Genomic DNA, 21,001 nt, shown 5'->3' on the forward strand with positions numbered 1-21,001 from the left:
AGCGGATGATCGGGCTTTGTTCTGGTTTTGCCGCCATGACAAATGGTCGCACCCGTGAGAAAACGACAGTTCCGCGGTAAAGGCCTGCATATCAGGAGTCATGCGTAGTGCAGAAAACTGGCAGCGGAAAATACAAAACGTCCTTTCCGGATCCCGACGCAAGCGAGTTCACTCACGATCTTCAGGAATACAGCGCGCCTGTTTTTCCCGAACGGCTGAGCAATCCCATGCGGGTTGACCTCGGGTTGCTGGCGCGGATTGACGCCGCCAGAAGCGCCGAAGGGCCCGTTGGCCAACACTCGGTATGGTCGCGATGGTACGCCTCACAGGTTGAGGAATTGCGTGCCCGCTGGACGGAGCTATTCGACTTCTACAAGGTCACCGCGCGAACGCCGGAGGATGCGTGGATGCAACTTGCGACCGCCCTGGCGCGAGACTTCGTTCCGGGCCTTCTGGTTGAGAATGTTTTTCCGACCCAGGATTCTCTCATAGAACAAGCACGGCTTTTCACCCTGGTCACGGAAGTGTCGGAAGCCGTCCTCGCACGGCGCGGTGAGCCAAAGGGAGACCACGTATCGGAACGAATGGTCCTCGAACAGGACTTCTTCAATGAGCATCCGTGGAATGCCGAGCTGTTTGGAAAGAAGCCGGACAGTATCGACACACTGACGGCAGGGTTTTCGCGGGATAAGGAGCGCTTCGCCAGATTGCTGATCGAGCAATATTGGTCAAAGGCCGCGATCGTGTCCTTCTTTGCCGACTCCGGTCTTGAAGTGCCCGAATTCGTTGCGGACCTGCCGGCGTGATGGACACCTACTGGGTACTGGGCGACCGGGTGGGCTGATTGAGATTGAGCCGACTACTCGCCGCTACCCCTCCAAGGAAGGTCGACGTCCGTAAAGATTGCACACGCCGGGAACGGGTTAGACAAAACGCGTGCCAATGCGTTGGTGCCGCAGCCTGAAACCGGCAAAAGAGGCTACGTCCATCATCCCCGTCGCGGCCGGTTGTCACCCGGCATGTACCACCGACAACGCATAGGACTATACGCTGGTTTCATGGCTTTTCCATCGCTGTAATACGAGAGGCTTCGGTGCAAACGAACCGTGCTGTAACCGCAATCCCCGTCCTCAAGAGAGCGTTTTTGGCTTTCGCGCGCTGGCTACCGCTAAGCCCTCGGCTGGTCTCGCGTGATGCCGCGACGGCGATCGGGGTCCGGCAGGCTTTCGAGCAGGGCTCGCAGCGTGTCCAACGTCGATTGATCGGCGAGACCGTCGACGCGTTCGGGCCGGAAGTGACGCTGAAAGGCCGTGACCACTTCCATGGTCGGGGTATCGAATGTCCCGCTGGCCTTGATGCCGTAGCCGTATCGCGCCAGCGATTGCTGTAGCGCGCGGACATCGTCGCCCTCGCTACCGGTCTTCAGCACGTCGCCGCGCACGATCGGCGCTGCCCGGACCCAATGGCCGACGCCGGAATCCGCCAGCGAATGCCACGGAAATTTTTCGCCGGGATCCTTCTTGCGCGCAGGTGCGACGTCGGAATGGCCGACAATGCGATCGGCCGGGATATCGCGTCGATGGATGATGCCGCGGCACAGCGCGATGACGGCGGCGATCTGCCGTAGCGGAAAATCCGGATAACCCCAGTCGTGGCCGCGATTGACGATCTCGATCCCGATCGAACAGGAGTTGATGTCCTCCTCGCCGGCCCATGAGGCGACGCCGGCGTGCCAGGCCCGCTTCGCCTCCTGGACGCATTGCACAATGCGGCCGTCCTCGAGCACGACATAATGTGCGGACACGTCGGTTCCGGAGGTGCACAGCCGCGCCAACGCGCCCTCGACGTCGGGCATCCCGGTGTAGTGCAGCACGATCATGTCCGGCTGCCGCCCTTTGGCGCGGTCGCCGAAGTTCAAGGAGGGCACGGTATCGGAGACAACAGATGAGTCCGGGATGAAGGTCGGCATTCCAGCGTTGGCCTTGGGGATCGGGAGGGGGCATCGACGCTTCAAACCGGAATCAGCAGACGCGAACATGCAACGACCCAAAGCAGGCAGGAGAACGGCACGAGATCCGACTGGAGCGCGTACCCCGATTTATCGGCGACTCATCGGGACCACTATCCGGACGCGCGATCCGGCATGCAATGAGGGCGTGACACCTTTTCGCCTTTATCTGTTAACTGTTTCGCCTTTTCTGTTCATTGTGGGCGCGTTGCATCGCCCCGCGGCGCATCGGGTCGCGACCACTCAATTCCCGCCGAAGCCATCAACCCTTTCTTAACGCTAAACGCCGTTACTCAATGGTGAAAAGCCGAACCGGTCTCGGGGCGGCCGAGGCCCCATTTGCGTTCGAAATCCCCATGGCAGCCCCTCAAATTCCATGCGGAAGCCCGGGTTTGCCAGCTCATCTCCTTGTGGAGCGATTGGGAGCCGATCCGACCGGCGTGGGCACCCGGCTTCAGGACCGCAAGGGCCGGGTGATTTTCGGACATTTGGGGCAGAATGGGCGCGCGCGTGTCGAGAGCGAGGCATCTGCGGACGAGGACCGGACCATGACGGCTCCGCCGGTTCGTCATGTGCCCGTGCTCGGCCGCGAGGCCGTCGCCATGCTCGCGCCGCGTGCCGGCGGCGTCTACGTCGATGCGACCTTCGGGGCCGGAGGCTATTCCCGCGCCATTCTCGCCGCCGCGAATACCCGTGTGATCGGAATCGACCGCGACCGTAGCGCCATTGCCGGCGGCTTCGCTCTGGTGGAGGAGTCCGGCGGCCGGCTGACGCTGGTCGAGGACCGCTTCTCCAATCTTGCCGCGGTCTGCGCGGCGGAGGGCACTGAGGCCGTCGACGGCATTGTCATGGATGTCGGCGTGTCCTCGATGCAACTCGACGAGGCCGGTCGCGGCTTCTCGTTTCGTCTCGATGGTCCGCTCGACATGCGCATGAGCGCTCACGGGCCGACCGCCGCCGACGTGGTGGCGCGCGCGTCCGAGACCGATCTCGCCAATATCATCTATATCTTCGGCGAGGAGCGCCGCTCGCGCGCCGTGGCCCGCGCCATCGTCGCGGCACGGCGCAACACGCCGGTCATGACCACGCGGGCGCTGGCCGATATCGTATCAAAGGTGGTGCGCGCGAAGCCGCACGAGATCCACCCGGCGACGCGGACGTTTCAGGCCCTGCGGATTTTCGTCAACGAGGAACTCGACGAACTGATCGCGGCGCTGGCGGCGGCGGAACGCGTGCTCAGGCCCGGCGGCCGGCTCGTGGTGGTGTCCTTTCATTCGCTGGAAGACCGCATCGTCAAGAATTTCTTCGCCGCGCGCGGCAAGGCGGGCGGCGGTTCGCGCCACCGGCCGGAAATAGAACGGGCGGCGCCGAGCTTTGCCATCCTGACCAGGCGTCCGGTGACGGCAGGCGAAGACGAAGTGAGCGCCAACTCGCGTGCGCGTTCCGCCAAGCTGCGCGCCGCCGAGCGGACCGGTGCGCCCGCGACCGGTGACGATGGCGGGCCTCCGGGCTGGCCCTCGCTCGCAAACGTGATGCGGGGAGGCTGATCGATGCGGATCATTCATTTCCTCGTGGTCTGCGCGCTGGTCTATGCGGCATCGTATGTCTACCGCATCAAGATGGATTCGACGGCCCGCACCGAGCGCGTGTTGCGGCTCCATGCGCAGGTGCGCGCGCAGCGCGAGGCGATTGCGGACCTGCGTGCGGAATGGGCCAGGCTCGATGCGCCGAGGCGCCTGCAGATTCTGGCCGAGCGGCATCTGAAACTGAAGCCGATCGACGCCACGCAGTTCGACTCACTGAAGAACCTGCCGGAGCGGCCGCCGAGCCTGGTGCCGCCCGGCACCTCGGATCCGATCGGCGCCATGATCGAGATCGTCGATCCCGATGTGGTCACCGGCTCACTTCCGTCGCCGGAGGACCCGCGATGACCGGTCAGAACACGCGCGACCGCGGTAGCCACACGCCGTCCGTGGCGTGGAGCCAGCGCATGATCCGCAACCTGCTCTACGGGCGCAATGTCGATCGCGCCGCCAAGGCCCGGGTGCGCGTCGGCCTCGTCATCATTGCATTCGGCTTGATCTATGCGGTGATCGCGGCTCGCCTAGTCATGTTTGCAGCATTCCCGGACGACCGGGGAGGCCACCGCACCGCGTCGCAGGATGCGATTGCCACCGCGCGGCCCGATATCGTCGATCGTAACGGCCAGATTCTTGCCACCGATGTCAAGGCGCCGAGCCTGTTCGGCGAGCCGCGCCGCATCATCGACAGGGACGAGGCGGTCGAGTTGCTGACGGCGACGCTCCCCGACCTCGAGACCGCCGAGGTTCGCCAGCGACTCGGCACCCGCAAGGGCTTCGTTTGGCTGAAGCGCGAGATCACCCCGTCCCAGCAGAAGGAAATCCATAATCTCGGAATTCCGGGCATCGGTTTTCTGCGCGAGAACAAGCGCGTCTATCCAAGCGGCCGCGAGGTGGCGCATCTGATCGGCCTGGTCAACATCGACAACCAGGGCATCGCCGGTATGGAGAAGTGGCTCGACAGCAACGGGCTCGCCGATCTGCATCGCGCCGGCTTCGCCACCGACCGCCTGCAAAAGCCCGTGGAACTGTCGGTCGACCTACGCGTCGAGCACGCGCTGCGCGACGAGCTGGTCAAGGCCAAGGAGCATTATCACGCCAAGGCTGCCTCGGGCCTCGTCTCCAACGTGCGGACCGGCGAGATCGTCGCGATGGTCTCGCTGCCGGACTTCGATCCGAACAACCCGAAGGAAGCGCACGATCCCGACCGCATCAACCGTTTGACCACGGGCGTGTACGAAATGGGATCGACCTTCAAGGCTTTCACGCTGGCGATGGCGCTCGATTCCGGCAAGTACGATCTGAATTCGATGTGGGATGCGCGTGCGCCGCTGCATTTCGGCCGCTTCACGATCCACGACGACCACGCGCTGGGCCGTTTCATCAACATGAAGGAAGTGTTCACCTATTCATCCAACATCGGCGCGGCACGGATCGCGCTGGCGATGGGCGTCGAGGCGCATAAGGCGTTTCTGCGCAAGCTGGGCCAGATGGACCGCCTGCGCACCGAACTGCCGGAAAGCGCCGCGCCGATCCTGCCGCGCCAATGGGGCGAACTGAGTACCGTTACCATCGCCTACGGTCACGGCATCGCGGTGGCGCCGTTGCAGGCGGTGATGGGCATCGACGCGCTGGTCAACGGCGGCTGGCTGATCCCGCCGACCTTCCTGAAGCGATCGGAGGCGGACGCGATGAAGCTCGCCAAGCGCGTCATCAAAAAGGAAACCAGCGACAAGATGCGCTTCCTGCTGCGACTGAACGCCGAGGTCGGAACCGCGAGGAAGGCCGACGTCAAGGGCTACTATGTCGGCGGCAAGACCGGCACCGCCGAAAAGGTGATCCACGGCCGCTATGCCAAGAAGCGCGTCCTCAACGCCTTCACCGCGATTCTGCCGGCGGACAATCCCCAGTACCAGCTTCTGATCATGCTGGACGAGCCGCAGCCGCTCAAGGAAACCCATGGCTTTATTACATCCGGCTGGAACGCGGTGCCGACCGGCGGCAAGGTGATTGCGCGCATCGCACCGCTGCTCGGCGTTCAGCCGCGGTTCGATTTGCCGCCGTCCGAGCGCCTCATTCTTGCGGCATCCAGGACGGCGCAGTAGACGCAGGTTCGGCCATGCGGCCGGGACCAGGAGACCATGAAACTTCGCGAGCTTTTCGGCGACAACGCCGCCATGGACGCGCGGACAGGCGAGCTTGCCGTCGCTGGCCTCGCCATGGACAGCCGCGAGGTGAAGCCGGGCGATCTTTTCTTCGCGCTCGCCGGCACAAAGACCGATGGCGCGCGGTTCATCGATACCGCGATCGCGTCCGGCGCGGTTGCGGTCGTCGGTGACCACGCGCCGGCGGGTGGTCGCGTCCCGTTCGTTGCGACGCCGAATCCGCGCCGCGCGCTGGCGCTTGCGGCCGCGAAATTTTATCCGCGACAGCCCGCGACCATCGCCGCCGTCACCGGCACCAGCGGCAAGACTTCGGTCGCAGCCTTCACACGGCAGATCTGGCTGCGGCTCGGGCACCCGGCTGCTAGCATCGGTACTATCGGCGTGGTTGCGCCGTCGCGCGCGGTGTACGGCTCGGTGACGACGCCCGATCCGATCGCATTGCATCGCGAACTCGATCAGCTTGTGGGCGAGGGCGTGACACATCTCGCGCTGGAAGCGTCCTCGCACGGACTCGATCAATATCGCCTCGACGGCGTACGCGTGCGCGCTGCCGGCTTCACCAATCTGTCGCGCGACCACATGGATTATCATCCGACCGTCGCACACTATCTCGATACAAAACTGCGGCTGTTCCGCGAACTGGTTGACCCCGATGGCGTTGCCGTGATTTCCGCCGATCATGACTGTTCCGGTACAGTGATCGAAGCGGCGACCGCGCGCAACCTGCCGGTGATGCGTGTCGGCCGCCACGGAGACGGCGTGCGTACCGGCATTCGTCTGGTCGATGCGGCCATCGATGGTTTTGCGCAACGGCTAATTCTCGAACACGCCGGGCTGGAGCGCGTGCTGCGTCTGCCCTTGGTCGGTGAATTCCAGATCGAGAACGCGCTGGTGTCGGCGGGGCTCGTCATCGGCACCGGCGGCGACGCGGATCAGGTGTTTGCGTCGCTCGAACATCTCGAAGGCGCGAAAGGACGGCTTGAACTGGTCGGCAAGCGCAACGGCGCGCCGGTTTTTGTCGATTATGCCCACAAGCCGGACGCGCTGGCGAAGGCGTTGCAGGCGTTGCGACCTTACGCCAGCCGCAAGCTCGTGGTGGTGTTCGGCGCGGGCGGCGACCGCGACGCGGGGAAACGTCCGCTGATGGGCGAGATTGCTGCTAACAACGCCGACATAGTCATTATTACCGACGACAATCCGCGCAGCGAAAATCCCGCCGCCATTCGCTCGGCGATCCTCGCCGCCGCCACAGGCGCGCGCGAGATCGGTGATCGCGCCGAGGCGATCCGCGCCGCGATCGCTGACCTTCAGCCGGGCGACGCGCTGCTGATCGCCGGCAAGGGTCACGAGACCGGACAGATTGTCGGCGATCGCGTGCTGCCGTTCAGCGACCATGACGCGGCGGCAGCGGCGTTGGCATCGTTGCAATGATTGGCTACCGTCATTGCGAGGAGCTTTTGCGACGAAGCAATCCAGATTTCTTCCCGCCAAATTTGGATTGCTTCGCTTCGCTCGCAATGACGGCTGAAATGTCGGGATCAAGCATGAGCACCGCATGAGCACCCAGCCACTCTGGACTTTGGACGCGATGGTTGCGGCGATGCGTGCCGAGAGACGTGGCGCGCTGCCCGCGGCGATCACCGGCATCTCCATCGACAGCCGCACCATTGCGCCGGGCGATGCCTATTTCGCGATCAAGGGCGATGTCCATGACGGCCACGCTTTCGTCGAGGCCGCCTTGAAGGCGGGTGCGGCGCTGGCGGTGATCGAGGCCGCGCAGCGCGACAAGTTCGCTGCCGATGCGCCGTTGCTGATCGTCGACGATGTGCTTGCCGCCTTGTGCGATCTGGCGCGGGCGTCGCGCGCGCGCCTCGCCGCGCGGGTGATCGCGGTGACAGGCTCGGTCGGCAAGACTTCGACCAAGGAGGCGCTGCGAAGTATCCTCGGCGCGCAGGGCAAGACCCACGCCTCGGTGGCCTCGTTCAACAACCACTGGGGCGTGCCGCTGACGCTGGCGCGCTGCCCGGTGGACGTGCGTTTTGCGATCTTCGAGATCGGGATGAATCATGCGGGCGAGATCGCGCCGCTGGTAAAAATGGTGCGGCCGCATATCGCGATCATCACCACGGTCGAGCCGGTGCATCTGGAATTCTTTTCCGGCGTTGAGGCGATCGCCGACGCCAAGGCGGAAATTTTCGAAGGTGTCGAGCCGAACGGCGTCGTCGTGCTCAATCGTGACAACGTGCATTTCGCGCGGCTGCAGAAGCGCGCGAAGAAACTCGGCATCGCGAAGATCGTCTCGTTCGGCGCGGACGAGGAGGCCGACGCCCGCCTGCTTGATGTGGCGTTGCATCCGGCGTGCTCCGCCGTACATGCCAAAATTCTCGGCCATGAGCTGACCTACAAGCTCGCTATGCCCGGCCGCCACATGGCGATGAATTCGCTGGCGGTGCTGACGGCGGCGTCGCTGGCCGGCGCCGATCTCGCGCTTGCGGGTCTTGCGCTGTCGCAGGCGCAGCCGGCCGCGGGACGCGGCGTGCGCCACGTTCTGACTGTACCGAACGGCGAGGCGACGCTGATCGACGAGAGCTACAACGCCAATCCGGCCTCGATGGCTGCGGCGCTCAACGTGCTCGGCCAAGCCGGGGTCGGCACGCAGGGCCGCCGCATCGCCGTGCTGGGCGACATGCTGGAACTCGGCCCCGGGAGCACCGATTTGCACCGCGGCCTGATCGAGGCCATCAATGCCAACGCCATCGACATGATATTTTGCTGCGGCCCGCTGATGCGCAACCTGTGGGATGCGCTTTCCTCCGGCAAGCGGGGCGGCTATGCAGAGGGATCGGCCGCGCTCGAATCGCAGGTGGTGGCGGCGATCCGCGCCGGCGACGTCGTCATGGTCAAGGGCTCGCTCGGATCGCGAATGAAAGTGATTGTGACGGCGCTTGAAAAGCGATTTCCCGGCAACGCCGCGCATGACGGAGTCGCGGTCTAGGGTTTCACGAAATGTTTTACTGGCTCATTGATCTCTCCAACACGGTTCCGGGGCTAGGCATTTTCAAGCCGATGCTGAACGTCTTCCGCTACATCACCTTCCGCACCGGCGGCGCGATGGTGACGGCCGCGTTGTTCGTGTTCCTGTTCGGTCCCTGGATCATCGACAATCTTCGCCTGCGCCAGGGCAAGGGCCAGCCGATTCGCGCCGACGGGCCGCAGTCGCATCTCGTCAGCAAGAAGGGCACGCCGACCATGGGCGGCCTGATGATCCTGTCGGGACTTGTCGTCTCGACCGTGTTGTGGGCCAATCCGCTCAATCCCTATGTCTGGATTGTGCTCGCGGTGACGCTCGGTTTCGGCTTCATCGGATTCTATGACGACTATCTGAAGGTGACGAAGCAGACCCATGCCGGGTTCGCCGGGCGGACCCGCCTCCTGCTCGAACTCCTGATTGCGCTGGCGGCGTGCTATGCGCTGATCCGCCTGGGTCGCGAGCCGTTTTCGACCGCACTGGTGATCCCGTTCTTCAAGGACGTGGTGGTGGATCTCGGCTGGTTCTTCCTCGCCTTCGGAGCCTTCATCATCGTCGGTGCCGGCAACGCGGTGAACCTCACCGACGGTCTCGACGGCCTCGCCATCGTACCTGTCATGATCGCCGCCGCGAGTTTCGGCATGATCGCCTATCTCGCCGGCAACGCCGTGTTCGCCGACTACCTCCAGATCAACTATATCGCCGGCACCGGTGAGTTGGCGGTGCTGTGTGGCGCGGTGCTGGGGGCAGGCCTCGGCTTTCTCTGGTTCAACGCACCGCCGGCCTCGATCTTCATGGGAGACACCGGTTCGCTGGCGCTCGGCGGGATGCTCGGTTCGATCGCAGTCGCGGTGAAGCACGAGATCGTGCTGGCCGTCATCGGCGGCCTGTTCGTGCTGGAAGCGGTGTCGGTGATCGTGCAGGTGGCGTCGTTCAAGCTCACGGGAAAGCGCATCTTCAAGATGGCGCCGATCCACCACCACTTCGAACAGCTCGGCTGGACCGAACCGCAGATCGTGATCCGGTTCTGGATCATCTCGGTGATGCTGGCGCTGGCCGGCCTTTCAACGCTGAAGCTGCGGTGATGGGCGCGGCGGCGGACATGGTGGCGCGCGATTCCGGATTCACGCTTCGCGTGTCCCGGAATGACAAGGCAGCCTCATGATCCCCGTCACTTCCTTCTCTGGTAAGACGGTCGCGGTGTTCGGCCTCGGCGGCTCCGGCCTTGCGAGCTGTCACGCACTGAAGGCCGGCGGCGCCGAAGTGATTGCAAGCGACGACAACGCCGACAATCTTGCGAAGGCGGCGCAGGCCGGTTTCATCACTGCCGATCTGCGCAACGTATCGTGGGTAAATTTCGCCGCGCTGGTGCTGGCGCCCGGCGTGCCGCTGACCCATCCGAAGCCGCACTGGAGTGTGCTGGCGGCACGACAGGCCGGCGTCGAGGTGATCGGCGACATCGAACTGTTCTGCCGCGAGCGCGCACGCCACGCGCCCGACGCGCCCTTCGTCGCCATCACCGGAACCAACGGCAAGTCCACCACCACGGCGCTGGTCGCGCATCTGATGCGCGAGGCCGGGCACGACGTGCAGATGGGCGGCAACATTGGCACCGCGATCCTGTCGCTGGAGCCGCCCCGCAACGGGCGCGTGCATGTGATCGAGATGTCGTCGTACCAGATCGACCTTACGCCCTCGCTCGATCCGACCGTCGGCATCCTGCTCAACGTCAGTCCCGATCATCTCGATCGCCACGGCACCATCGAGCATTACGCGGCGGTGAAGGAACGGTTGATCGCGGGGGTGCAGCCGCATGGCACGGCTGTCGTCGGCGTCGACGACATCTGGAGCCGCGCCGCGGCGGATCGCATCGAGCAGGCCGGCAAGCGCGTGGTGCGCGTCTCGGTGAAGCGGCCGCTGGCGGACGGCATCAGCGTCGACCGCAACAGGATCGTTCGCGTTTCCGGCGGCGCGCAGACCGAAATCGCCGATATCGGTGGCATCGGCTCGCTGCGCGGGCGGCACAATGCGCAGAATGCCGCGTGCGCCTCGGCGGCGGTGCTCGCGCTCGGCGTCGGCCGCGACATCCTGCAACAGGACTTGCGCAGTTTTCCCGGCCTCGCGCACCGCATGGAACAGGTGGGCCGCAAGGCCAACGTGCTGTTCGTCAACGACTCCAAGGGCACCAACGCCGACGCCACCGAGAAGGCGTTGTCGTCCTTCACTGAGATTTTCTGGATCGCGGGCGGCAAGCCGAAAAGCGGCGGCATCGCCCCGCTCGCCGAGTTATTCCCGCGCATCCGGAAAGCCTATCTGATCGGCGAGGCGGCGGAGGAATTCGCAGGCACGCTGGAGGGCAGGGTGGCTTACGAGATCGGCGGGACGCTGGAGGCCGCAGTGCCTGCCGCCGCGCGCGATGCGGAAGCCTCCGGCCTTGCGGACGCCGTGGTGCTGTTGTCGCCGGCCTGCGCCTCGTTCGATCAGTTCCGCAATTTCGAAATCCGCGGCGACCGCTTCCGCGAGCTGGTGCGAGCGCTGCCGGGCGTGACGCCGGTCGTCTAAGCGAGCCGCCTTCGTCATGGCCGGGCATGGCCGTTCGTAGAACGGCGTCGCTTCCGCTCGCCTATGTCCCGGCCATCCACGTCTTCCTCCTTGATATGCAGCAAAGACGTGGATGCCCGGCATAAAGCCAGGCATGACGAGCGATGGCCATTCTCTCAAACTTGTCCAGCTTCCTTAACCACCCGGTAACCACGATGGGGGACCAATGGGATGATCTCCGCCCGCAGGACCTGCCATGATTTCACGCGAACAACGCACGCCGCTCTCGGAATGGTGGTGGACCGTGGATCGGCTGCTGCTGGCGGCCATGGTGCTTCTGATGCTCACCGGCGTGGTGCTGTCGCTGGCGGCCAGCCCCTCGGTCGCGACCCGGATCGGTCTCGATCCGTTTCATTTCTTTCATCGTCACGTGCTGTTTCTGCTGCCGTCGATCATCGTGATGATCGGCGTATCGTTCCTGTCGCCGCGCCAGATCCGCCGTTCGGCGCTGATCGTGTTCGCGCTGAGCATCGTATTGATCGTGGCTACGCTCTGGCTTGGACCCGAGGTGAAAGGCGCGAAACGCTGGATCACGATCCTCGGCGTCAACATCCAGGCTTCGGAATCCGCAAAACCCGCCTTCGTCGTGCTGGTGGCGTGGCTGTTTTCGGAGTCCGCGCGCAAGCCCGAGATGCCGGCGACCTCGATGGCGCTCGCGCTGCTTCTGGGAGTGGTGACGCTCCTGGTGATGGAGCCGGATTTCGGCCAGACCATGCTGATCCTGATGGTGTGGGGTGCGCTGTTCTTCATCGCCGGCATGCGCATCATCTGGGTGTTCGGGCTGGCGGGCATGGCGGCCGCCGGATTGTTCGCTGCCTATATGCTGGTGCCGCACGTCGCGGTCCGCATCCAGCGCTTCATGGATCCGGCCTCGGGCGATACCTTCCAGGTCGATACCGCGATGGAGGCTTTTGCCAACGGCGGCTGGTTCGGGCTCGGCCCCGGCGAGGGCATCGCCAAGCGGAGTCTTCCGGACAGTCACACCGACTTCGTGTTCGCGGTCGGCGCGGAAGAGTTCGGCATCATTATGTGCCTCGGGCTGCTGGCGCTGTTCACCTTCATCGTCATCCGTACGCTGTCGCGCGCCTACGCATCGGAGGACCTGTTCTCGCGCTTCGCGGCGTCCGGGCTCGCGATCATGTTTGGTGTGCAGGCGGCCATCAACATGGCGGTCAACCTGCATCTGATCCCCGCCAAGGGCATGACGCTGCCGTTTATTTCCTATGGCGGCTCGTCGATGGTCTCGCTCGCCTACGGCGTCGGCATGATGATGGCGCTGACGCGGCAACGGCCGCGCACGGAAATGGAATCGATCGGCGATGCTCAGTCCGCGAGCTATGCTTGACGTGGCACTGCTGAAGAAACTCCGTCATTGCGAGCGTAGCGAAGCAATCCAGTTCTTCTCTTTCGGTTTCTGGATTGCTTCGCTACGCTCGCAATGACGTTCGGAATGCAAATCTCATGACCACTGCGCCTCTCATTATCCTCGCCGCCGGCGGAACCGGAGGACACCTGTTCCCCGCCGAGGCGCTCGGCGTCGAACTGATGAAGCGGGACTTGCGCGTGCGGCTGGTGACGGACTCGCGCGCGCTGCGCTACAGCGGGCTGTTTTCGAAGGACATGACCGACGTGGTGCCGAGCGAGACGGTGCGCGGCCGCTCGCCGTTGGCGCTGGCGCGCACCGGGTTGATGCTTGCGACCGGCACCATCGTCGCGCTCAACCTGATGCGCCGTCTGAAGCCGGCCGCCGTGATCGGATTCGGCGGCTATCCGACCTTGCCGCCGCTGGTCGCCGCGCGGCTCAAAGGCATTCCGACCGTGATTCACGACGCCAACGCCGTGATGGGCCGCGCCAACCGCTTGCTGTCGCGCCGCGTCAGCGCCATCGCCACCTCGCTGCCCGGCGCGCTCGACAAGGAGCCGTCGCTGATCGGCAAGACCACGACGACCGGCACGCCGATGCGGCCTGCGATTCTCGCCGCTTCCACGGTGCCGTTTGCCGCGCCTGGCCCGGACGACCCCTTGCGCGTGTTCGTGGTCGGCGGCAGCCAGGGCGCGCGTGTCATGAGCGACATCGTGCCGGATGCGATCGGCAAGCTTGGACTGGCGCTGCGGCAGCGGCTGGTTTTGACCCAGCAGGTGCGCGACGAAGACATGACGCGGGTCCGCGCGGTCTATGACGGGCTGAAGATCGAAGCGGAGCTTGCGCCGTTTTTCACCGACCTGCCGACACGGCTGGCGTCGAATCACATCATCGTCTCCCGCTCCGGCGCGGGCACGGTCGCCGAACTCGGCGCGATCGGCCGTCCTTCCATTCTTGTGCCGCTGCCCGGCGCGATCGATCAGGACCAGTTCGCCAATGCCGGCGTGCTTGCCGATGTCGGTGGCGCGATCCGCGTCGTGCAATCGGATTTCACCCCTGACCGTCTCGCGGCGGAGTTATCCGCGCTGGCCGCCGATCCGACGCGGCTCGCCACGATGGCTGCCGCTGCGCGCACCGTGGGCCGCCTCGATGCGACGCAGCGGTTGGCGGATCTGGTGATGAAGGTGGCGCGACTCGATTCGCCGGCATGACCGCTTGACATTTGCCGTCATGGCCGGACTTGTTCCGGCCAACGCCATGTGCCGGCGAGTGCCGGGTAGCGGGCAACAGGACTTTTGCGAGAAGACGACACATGAGACTGCCGCGCGAAATCGGCCCCATTCACTTCGTCGGTATCGGCGGCATCGGTATGAGCGGCATCGCCGAGGTGCTATGCAACCTCGGCTATACCGTGCAGGGCTCGGACGCCTCCGAAGGCGCCAATGTGGTGCGCCTGCGCGACAAAGGCATCAAGATCACGGTCGGCCACAAGGCCGAGAACGTGGCCGGCGCGGACGTGCTTGTCGTTTCCACCGCGATCAGGCGCGACAACCCTGAGCTGATGGCGGCGCGCGCGCAACGCATTCCGGTGGTGCGCCGCGCCGAGATGCTCGCGGAACTGATGCGGCTCAAAAGCTGCGTCGCCATCGCCGGTACCCACGGCAAGACCACGACCACCTCCATGGTCGCGGCGCTGCTTGACGCCGGTGATTTCGATCCCACCGTCATCAACGGCGGCATCATCAACGCCTACGGCACCAACGCGCGGTTAGGGGCCGGCGAGTGGATGGTGGTGGAAGCGGACGAGAGCGACGGCACCTTCCTGAAGCTGCCGACCGATGTCGCCATCGTCACCAATGTCGATCCCGAGCATCTCGATCACTTCAAGACCTTCGACGCCGTGCAGGACGCCTTCCGCTCCTTTGTGGAGAACGTGCCGTTCTACGGTTTTGCGGTGATGTGCATCGATCATCCGGTGGTGCAGAGCATGGTAGGCAAGATCGAGGACCGTCGCATCGTCACCTACGGCCAGAATCCGCAGGCCGACGCGCGGCTGGTCGATCTTGCGCCGAACGGCGGCGGCTCGCATTTCAAGGTGGTGTTCCGCAATCGCAAGACCGATGCCGCGCACGAGATTTCCGATCTGGTGCTGCCGATGCCGGGCCGCCACAACGCGCTCAACGCTACGGCGGCGATCGCGGTAGCGCATGAGCTCGGCATTCCCGACGCTACTATCCGTAACGCGCTGGCGGGCTTCGGCGGCGTCAAGCGCCGCTTCACCAAGACCGGCGAGTGGAACGGCGTCACCGTCATCGACGACTACGGCCATCATCCGGTCGAGATCGCTGCGGTGCTGAAAGCGGCGCGCGAGTCCACCGGCGGCAGGGTCATCGCCGTGGTGCAGCCGCATCGCTATACCCGCCTGCAATCGCTGTTCGAGGAATTCTGCACCTGCTTCAACGATGCGGATACCGTTGTCGTCGCCGAGGTCTATCCGGCGGGCGAGGCGCCGATCGAAGGCATCGACCGCGATCACTTCGTGTTGGGCCTGCGTGCGCACGGCCACCGCGAGGTGGTGCCGCTGCAGGAGTCCGCGGCGCTGGCAGGTGTCATTGCAGGTCTCGCGAAGCCCGGCGATTATGTCGTGTGTCTCGGCGCCGGCAACATCACGCAATGGGCCTACGCGCTACCGGGCGAATTGAAGGCGCTGGGATGAGCGTTCGATGTGAAATGCAGGACGTGCATTCGTCATGGCCGGGCATAGCCGTTCGAAGAACGGCGTCGCTTCGCTCGCCTAAGTCCCGGCCATCCACGCCTTTATTCGGTGATCGTTGGATAAAGGTCGTCCCATTCGGGATTCACGGCGACAATTGTCCGGACTTTCCAGGCGCGGGGCCAGTGCTTGATGTTGCGTTCTCGCTGAATAGCGCTGCGGATGTCGTCGAAAATTTCGAAATAAACAAGACGCTTCAGACCGTGCCGTCGGGTGAAGCCAGCGACAAATCCAGACCGATGTTCGAAGACGCGCCGGACAAGGTTGTTGGTTACGCCAACATACAGAATGCCGTTCGGTTGGTTAGTCAGGAAATAAACATATCCGCCAGCCATGTGGAGATTCTGCAAGACGTGGCTGGCCGGGACAAGCCCGGCCATGACGAGCATGTAGGTTGTCTTTTGGACGGGTTTGTTGAATTGCCGGTATCCAATAGCGATGTTGTGTCTCTCAACACGTCATGGCCGGGCTTGTCCCGGCCATCCACGTCTGTTCAGTAATCACGCCGATGGGCGGTTCCTATCGCATGACCTTCCCCGACATCACGACAAAACTGAAATCGGCGATGCCCGAGCTACGCGGGCGGATGCTGGCGAACGAGCCGCTGGCGCCGCTGACATGGTTTCGCGTCGGCGGTCCGGCACAGGTGCTGTTCACGCCGGTCGACGAGAACGATCTCGCCTGTTTTCTGCGGCATTTGCCGGAAGAGATTCCGATCTACAGCATCGGCGTCGGCTCCAACTTGATCGTGCGAGATCGCGGTTTGCCGGGCGTGGTGATCCGCCTGTCGCCACGCGGCTTCGGTGAGATTACGACCGACGGCGACACGGTGCGCGCCGGCGCCGCCGCGCTCGACAAACGCGTCGCCGAAGCGGCGGCGGCGGCGAGCATTGGCGGACTCGAGTTTTATTTCGGCATTCCCGGCACCATCGGCGGCGCGCTGCGGATGAACGCGGGCGCCAACGGCAGCGAGACCAGGGACGTCCTGGTCGCGGCGACGGCCGTCAGCCGCCGTGGCGACAAGATGACCCTCGACAATGCCGGGATGAAGTTCGGATACCGCAACAGCGCGATCTATCCCTCCGTTATCTTCACCGGCGCGACGTTTTGCGGGCGCAAGGTCGAGCCGGAAGCGATCCGCGCGCGCATGAGCGAAGTGCAGACACACCGCGAGACCGTGCAGCCGATCCGCGAAAAGACTGGCGGCTCGACCTTCAAGAATCCGCCGGGGCAGAGCGCGTGGAAACTGATCGATGCCGCCGGGATGCGCGGCCATCGCGTCGGCGGCGCGCAGGTGTCGGAGATGCACTGCAATTTCCTCATCAACACCGGCGAAGCCACCGCGCGCGACATCGAAACCCTGGGTGAGACCGTGCGCGAGCGGGTGAAGGAGCGCGCGGGCGTCGAACTGCAATGGGAAATCAAGCGGATCGGGTTAGAAGCATGATCCCGAAAGGTGGAAACCGGCTTTCGGATAAGATCATGCTCAATCAATTAGAAGCATGATCCCGAAAGGTGGAAACCGGTTTTCGGATAAGATCATGCTCAATCAAAAAGATTAAGGCTAGAGTCTGAGTCAACGTCGTCGAATCAGACTCCAAGAGTAGGCCGATGCGCATCACCATTCTTTTTGGCGGCAGCAACAAGGAACGTCTCGTCTCGGTGGCGAGTGCGCAGGCGCTGCGCCGCGCCCTGCCGGACGCGGACCTGTGGTTCTGGGATGTGCGCGACGATGTCCATAGCGTGCGTTCCGAGGCGCTGCTCGGCCATGCGCGTCCCTTCGAGGACGAGTTTGTTCCGAACGATCCCGGCGTGCCGCTTGAGCAGGCGCTCGACCGGGCAAGGGCCGAGGACCGTGTGCTGGTGCTCGGCCTTCATGGTGGCCGCGCCGAAAACGGCGAGTTGCAGGCGATGTGCGAACTGCGCGGCATCCCCTTCACGGGATCGGGCTCGGCCGGCTCTCACCTTGCGTTCGACAAGGTCGCGGCCAAGCGGTTCGCGGCGCTGGCGGGTGTCACGACGCCTGCCTGCGTAGCGCTGGAGGATATCGATCGCGCATTCGCCGAGCACGGCCGGCTGATCGCGAAACCGGCGCGCGACGGGTCGAGCTACGGCCTGATCTTCGTCAACACGGCGCAGGACTTCGCCGCCGTTCGCGACGCGGCGAAGACCGAGGAATATGTGATCGAGCCGTTCGTATCGGGCATCGAGGCGACCTGCGGCGTGCTGGAGCGCTCCGACGGCACCGTCGTCGCACTTCCGCCGGTCGAGATCGTGCCGGCGGAAGGCCGGTTCGACTATGCTTCGAAATATCTGGCCCAAACGACGCAGGAGATTTGCCCCGGCCGGTTTTTGCCCCGTATCGCCGCTCGGATCATGGATCATGCGCTGCGGGCGCATCGCGCGCTGTCCTGCCGCGGCTATTCCCGCACCGACTTCATCGTGACCGGCAAGGAAACGGTCTATCTTGAGACCAACACCCTGCCGGGGCTGACCGCGGCCTCGCTCTACCCCAAGGCGCTCAAGGCGAAAGGGATCGGGTTTGCGGATTTTCTGCGCGATCAGATCGTGCTTGCCGAAAAGGCCGTCCGCCCGGCTCATAGCGTTTTCGAGCGAAGTGGGGACCGGTTCGCGTGAAGAAAACGCGTCAAAATTAAAACAGCCTCGCTTTTGATTCCATCAGAAGCGGAAAGGCTCTGGGCTGTCGCCTGGTGAGGGAACCCGCCGGGGCGTGCGGATGGCCGGGAATCGCCGCGACCGAAAAGCTGCAAGGCATTCTTTTATCGTATCAAAACGCCGCCTGACCGCACCGGGTTTACCTTTTGTTTACCAGGACGTCCGAAGGTTAACGCTGGCGGCGCATGTGGCGCTTGGCTGCCGGGGCGTGAGCTGGTGCGGATTTTCCGCTTCGACGACCGCATTGAGGGAACAGCGGACCTGCGGCGAGGTCGGCGCCCCGCCCGGAATCGCCAGGATGTCGCGCGTGTCCCCTGATCTGAAGTTCCTGCGTTCGGCGCTGCGAGTAAGCGGGACGGGGCAAAACGTGTGACGGGTTCGCGCAATGGATGGTGGAGGACGTCTCGATTGGTCGTTGAGATCGCCGAGGTCCAAGGCTGGCCTGATGAAGGGGGCTGGCCTGCTGAAGGAGGCCAGCCTGATCAGGCTGGCCGCCAGCGGCGCGAGCATTTTGCTGCGCGAGCAGATCGCGAAGCTGAAGCGCGCCCGGGCGGAGCGTCTCGACGCGCGCGCCAGGAATCCCAACCGCGCGCTTGCCTTTCTCGAGCGCCATGTTCCGCGCCGGCTTGGCGTGACCCTGACCATCATCATCCTCGGCGGCAGCGCCGCGCTCGGCGTCGTCGCGGGCGGGCACGTCGATAAAGCGATCAGCGCCTTAAGCGACACCCGCAATGCGCTCGCCAATGCCGCGGGCTTCCGCATCACCTCCGTCACCGTCAATGGCCGCACGCAGTTGACGCAGGACGAGGTGCTGGCCGCCGGCGGCGTCACCGGCCGTTCCTCGCTCTTGTTCCTCGATGCCTCCGGCGTGCGCGACCGCCTGAAAGCCGATCCGTGGATTGCGGACGCGACCGTGCTGAAGCTGTATCCGGGCGCGCTGCAGATCGACATCACCGAGCGCCGCCCCTTCGCGCTGTGGCAGGAGAACGGCAAGCTCTCGGTGATTACGGATGACGGAACCGTGCTGGAGCCCTACGTCACCCGCCGCTTTGCGTCGCTGCCGCTCGTGGTCGGTAAGGGAGCGGAAACCCGCGCCAGGGATTTCCTCGCGCTGGTTGCGAATTATCCGGTGGTGAACAGTCAGCTCAAGGCGGCCATCTTCGTCGGCGAGCGGCGCTGGAGTCTGCGCCTCAAGGACGGACTCGATATCCGGCTTCCGGAGAAAGACGTCGGTCGCGCGCTGGCCACGCTCGTGAAATACGACAGGGAAGACAAGCTGTTATCGCGCGACATCACAGCCATCGACTTGCGGCTGCCCGACCGCCTGACAGTGCGGCTTTCGGAAGAGGCCGCGAAGGCGCGCGAAGAGCAGTTCAAGAAGTCCAGCAAAAAGGCCGGCAGCGCATGACCGGCCTCGACCGCAACCAGACTCCGAAGATGCGGCCGATGCAGCACAATCGCAGCGCGCTGGTGGCGTCGCTGGACATCGGCACCAGCAAGATCGCCTGCATGATCGCGCGGCTGAAGCCGAGCGCGCCGAACGACGCTCTGCGCGGACGAACCCACGCGGTCGAGCTGATCGGCTACAGCCAGATCCAGTCGCGCGGCATGAAGGCCGGCGCGGTGACCGACCTCGCCCAATGCGAGCAGGCGGTGCGTCAGGCAGTATCGCTGGCCGAGCAAATGGCAAAGGTCCGGGTCGAATCCGTGCTGCTGCCGGTATCGGCCGGGCGGCTGCAAGGACAGTTGATCGAAGCGGCTTCCCATATTCAGGGCGGCGCGGTCACGCCGTCGGATGTCAGCCGCGTCACCTCGACCGGCATGCGTCACGCCACCGCCCCCGGACGCACCGTGCTCCATGCGTTGCCGGTCGGCTATTCGCTCGACGGCGTAAAGGGCATCCGCGATCCCCGCGGCATGGTGGCGCGCCGGTTCGGCGTCGACATGAACGTGGTGACCGCGGAGGCGACGGTCGCGAAAAACCTGATGCTGGCGGTCGAGCGCTGCCACCTCACCGTCGAAGCCATGGCGGCCAGCCCCTATGTGGCCGGCCTGTCGGTTCTGACCGGCGACGAAGCCGATCTCGGCGCCGCGGTCGTGGAGATGGGAGCCGGAACCACCACGATCGCGATTTATTCGGCCGGCCGCTTCGTTCATGCGAGCGGCTTCGCCGTCGGCGGCCATCACGTCACGATGGATCTCGCCCGCGGGCTGGGTGCGTGCATTGCGGATGCCGAGCGAATCAAGACGTTATATGGCACGGTGCTGACGGGCGGTTCCGACGTACGCCAACTGATGACGGTTCCGGCAGCAGGAGACAGCGACAGCGACGCGCCTCAGGTCGTGTCGCGCGCAACCATCGCCAACATCGTTCGCCAGCGTGTTGAGGAGATTTTTGAGATGGTCAGGGACCGGCTCGCGGATTCCCCTTTTGCCGCCGAGCCGCGGGCGCGGGTTGTGTTGAGCGGCGGCGCGTCGCAGCTCACCGGTGTTCCCGAGCTTGCAAGGCGCATCCTCGGCCGTCCAGTCCGCATCGGCCGCCCGCTCGGCTTCGGCCGGCTGCCCAATGAGGCCAAGAGTGCGTCGTTCGCGGTTCCCACCGGCCTGCTGGTGTATCCGCAATACGCACATCTCGAACACGTCGAGCCGCGGCATACGCGGCAGCTCCGGACCGGGACAGACGGCTATTTCGGAAAGGTCGGACGATGGCTCCGGGAGGGCTTCTGATGAATTTTCCGCCGATTTGCAGATTTCCATCAACTTCCGCGGTCGACGACCGCTGGCATAGCGACACCGCGCGTGTAATC

The 21,001-nt window shown here is 64.5% G+C and carries 17 protein-coding genes; 15 read left to right on the forward strand and 2 right to left on the reverse strand.

The genetic code is table 11. From position 1 onward, the window contains the following. The first annotated feature begins 338 nt into the window (after window positions 1-338). Window positions 339-806, forward strand: a complete 468-nt coding sequence (locus V4R08_RS01640) for a hypothetical protein (RefSeq protein ID WP_335577738.1) — start codon at window positions 339-341, stop codon at window positions 804-806. Between the two features lie 362 nt (window positions 807-1,168). Here V4R08_RS01640 and V4R08_RS01645 read toward each other — a convergent pair whose 3' ends face one another. After that, complete coding sequence (locus tag V4R08_RS01645) at window positions 1,169-2,038, reverse strand: N-acetylmuramoyl-L-alanine amidase (protein WP_335577739.1); 870 nt, start codon at window positions 2,036-2,038, stop codon at window positions 1,169-1,171. 326 nt (window positions 2,039-2,364) lie between these two features. On the opposite strand from V4R08_RS01645, the gene rsmH reads away from it, so the two are divergent. From rsmH to murC, 10 genes are all read left to right on the forward strand, one after another. Beyond that, entirely contained in the window at window positions 2,365-3,555 is a 1,191-nt protein-coding gene (gene rsmH, locus V4R08_RS01650; RefSeq protein ID WP_442935611.1) for a 16S rRNA (cytosine(1402)-N(4))-methyltransferase RsmH, read from the forward strand. 3 nt (window positions 3,556-3,558) lie between these two features. Further along, the gene (ftsL, locus tag V4R08_RS01655; protein ID WP_335577740.1) at window positions 3,559-3,939 is read left to right on the forward strand and encodes a cell division protein FtsL; all 381 of its coding nucleotides are present in this window, start codon (window positions 3,559-3,561) and stop codon (window positions 3,937-3,939) included. Beyond that, entirely contained in the window at window positions 3,936-5,693 is a 1,758-nt protein-coding gene (locus V4R08_RS01660; RefSeq protein WP_335577741.1) for a peptidoglycan D,D-transpeptidase FtsI family protein, read from the forward strand. Before ftsL ends, V4R08_RS01660 begins: the two co-directional genes overlap by 4 nt. A 36-nt stretch (window positions 5,694-5,729) precedes the next feature. Next, window positions 5,730-7,184, forward strand: coding sequence for a UDP-N-acetylmuramoyl-L-alanyl-D-glutamate--2,6-diaminopimelate ligase (locus tag V4R08_RS01665; RefSeq protein WP_335577742.1), 1,455 nt, complete (start codon window positions 5,730-5,732; stop codon window positions 7,182-7,184). Window positions 7,185-7,308: 124 nt separating this feature from the next. Further along, on the forward strand, window positions 7,309-8,748 hold the full coding sequence (locus tag V4R08_RS01670) for a UDP-N-acetylmuramoylalanyl-D-glutamyl-2,6-diaminopimelate--D-alanyl-D-alanine ligase (RefSeq protein WP_335577743.1): 1,440 nt from the start codon (window positions 7,309-7,311) through the stop codon (window positions 8,746-8,748). A gap of 11 nt (window positions 8,749-8,759) precedes the next feature. After that, the gene (mraY, locus tag V4R08_RS01675) at window positions 8,760-9,866 is read left to right on the forward strand and encodes a phospho-N-acetylmuramoyl-pentapeptide-transferase (protein ID WP_335577744.1); all 1,107 of its coding nucleotides are present in this window, start codon (window positions 8,760-8,762) and stop codon (window positions 9,864-9,866) included. A 76-nt stretch (window positions 9,867-9,942) separates the two neighbouring features. Continuing rightward, entirely contained in the window at window positions 9,943-11,343 is a 1,401-nt protein-coding gene (gene murD / locus V4R08_RS01680) for a UDP-N-acetylmuramoyl-L-alanine--D-glutamate ligase (protein WP_335577745.1), read from the forward strand. Window positions 11,344-11,578: 235 nt separating this feature from the next. Beyond that, complete coding sequence (gene ftsW, locus V4R08_RS01685) at window positions 11,579-12,727, forward strand: putative lipid II flippase FtsW (RefSeq protein ID WP_335577746.1); 1,149 nt, start codon at window positions 11,579-11,581, stop codon at window positions 12,725-12,727. Between the two features lie 116 nt (window positions 12,728-12,843). Beyond that, window positions 12,844-13,956 carry an undecaprenyldiphospho-muramoylpentapeptide beta-N-acetylglucosaminyltransferase gene (murG, locus tag V4R08_RS01690; protein ID WP_335577747.1) on the forward strand — a complete coding sequence of 371 codons (1,113 nt, stop codon included), beginning with the start codon at window positions 12,844-12,846 and terminating at the stop codon, window positions 13,954-13,956. 101 nt (window positions 13,957-14,057) lie between these two features. Continuing rightward, window positions 14,058-15,461: a UDP-N-acetylmuramate--L-alanine ligase gene (gene murC / locus V4R08_RS01695; RefSeq protein ID WP_335577748.1), complete on the forward strand. Its 1,404-nt coding sequence runs from the start codon at window positions 14,058-14,060 to the stop codon at window positions 15,459-15,461. Window positions 15,462-15,562: 101 nt separating this feature from the next. Here the strand turns inward: murC and V4R08_RS01700 are convergent, their stop codons facing one another. Further along, window positions 15,563-15,898 (reverse strand): GIY-YIG nuclease family protein, encoded by a 336-nt coding sequence (locus V4R08_RS01700; protein ID WP_335580145.1) that lies wholly within the window; start codon window positions 15,896-15,898, stop codon window positions 15,563-15,565. Between the two features lie 146 nt (window positions 15,899-16,044). Between V4R08_RS01700 and murB the strand changes: the two genes are divergently transcribed. The 4 genes from murB to ftsA all read left to right on the forward strand — a co-directional run bounded on the left by murB (window position 16,045) and on the right by ftsA (window position 20,921). Next, complete coding sequence (gene murB, locus V4R08_RS01705; RefSeq protein ID WP_335580146.1) at window positions 16,045-16,965, forward strand: UDP-N-acetylmuramate dehydrogenase; 921 nt, start codon at window positions 16,045-16,047, stop codon at window positions 16,963-16,965. A gap of 164 nt (window positions 16,966-17,129) precedes the next feature. Continuing rightward, a complete protein-coding gene (locus V4R08_RS01710) occupies window positions 17,130-18,155 on the forward strand; it encodes a D-alanine--D-alanine ligase family protein (RefSeq protein WP_335577749.1) in 1,026 nt (341 codons plus the stop codon). Between the two features lie 424 nt (window positions 18,156-18,579). Then, window positions 18,580-19,602 (forward strand): cell division protein FtsQ/DivIB, encoded by a 1,023-nt coding sequence (locus tag V4R08_RS01720; protein ID WP_335577750.1) that lies wholly within the window; start codon window positions 18,580-18,582, stop codon window positions 19,600-19,602. Then, window positions 19,599-20,921, forward strand: coding sequence for a cell division protein FtsA (gene ftsA, locus V4R08_RS01725; protein ID WP_335577751.1), 1,323 nt, complete (start codon window positions 19,599-19,601; stop codon window positions 20,919-20,921). The genes V4R08_RS01720 and ftsA overlap by 4 nt, the downstream gene beginning before the upstream one ends. Window positions 20,922-21,001: the final 80 nt, after the last annotated feature.

It is taken from the genome of Nitrobacter sp. NHB1 (assembly GCF_036964665.1).
GTDB lineage: Bacteria > Pseudomonadota > Alphaproteobacteria > Rhizobiales > Xanthobacteraceae > Nitrobacter.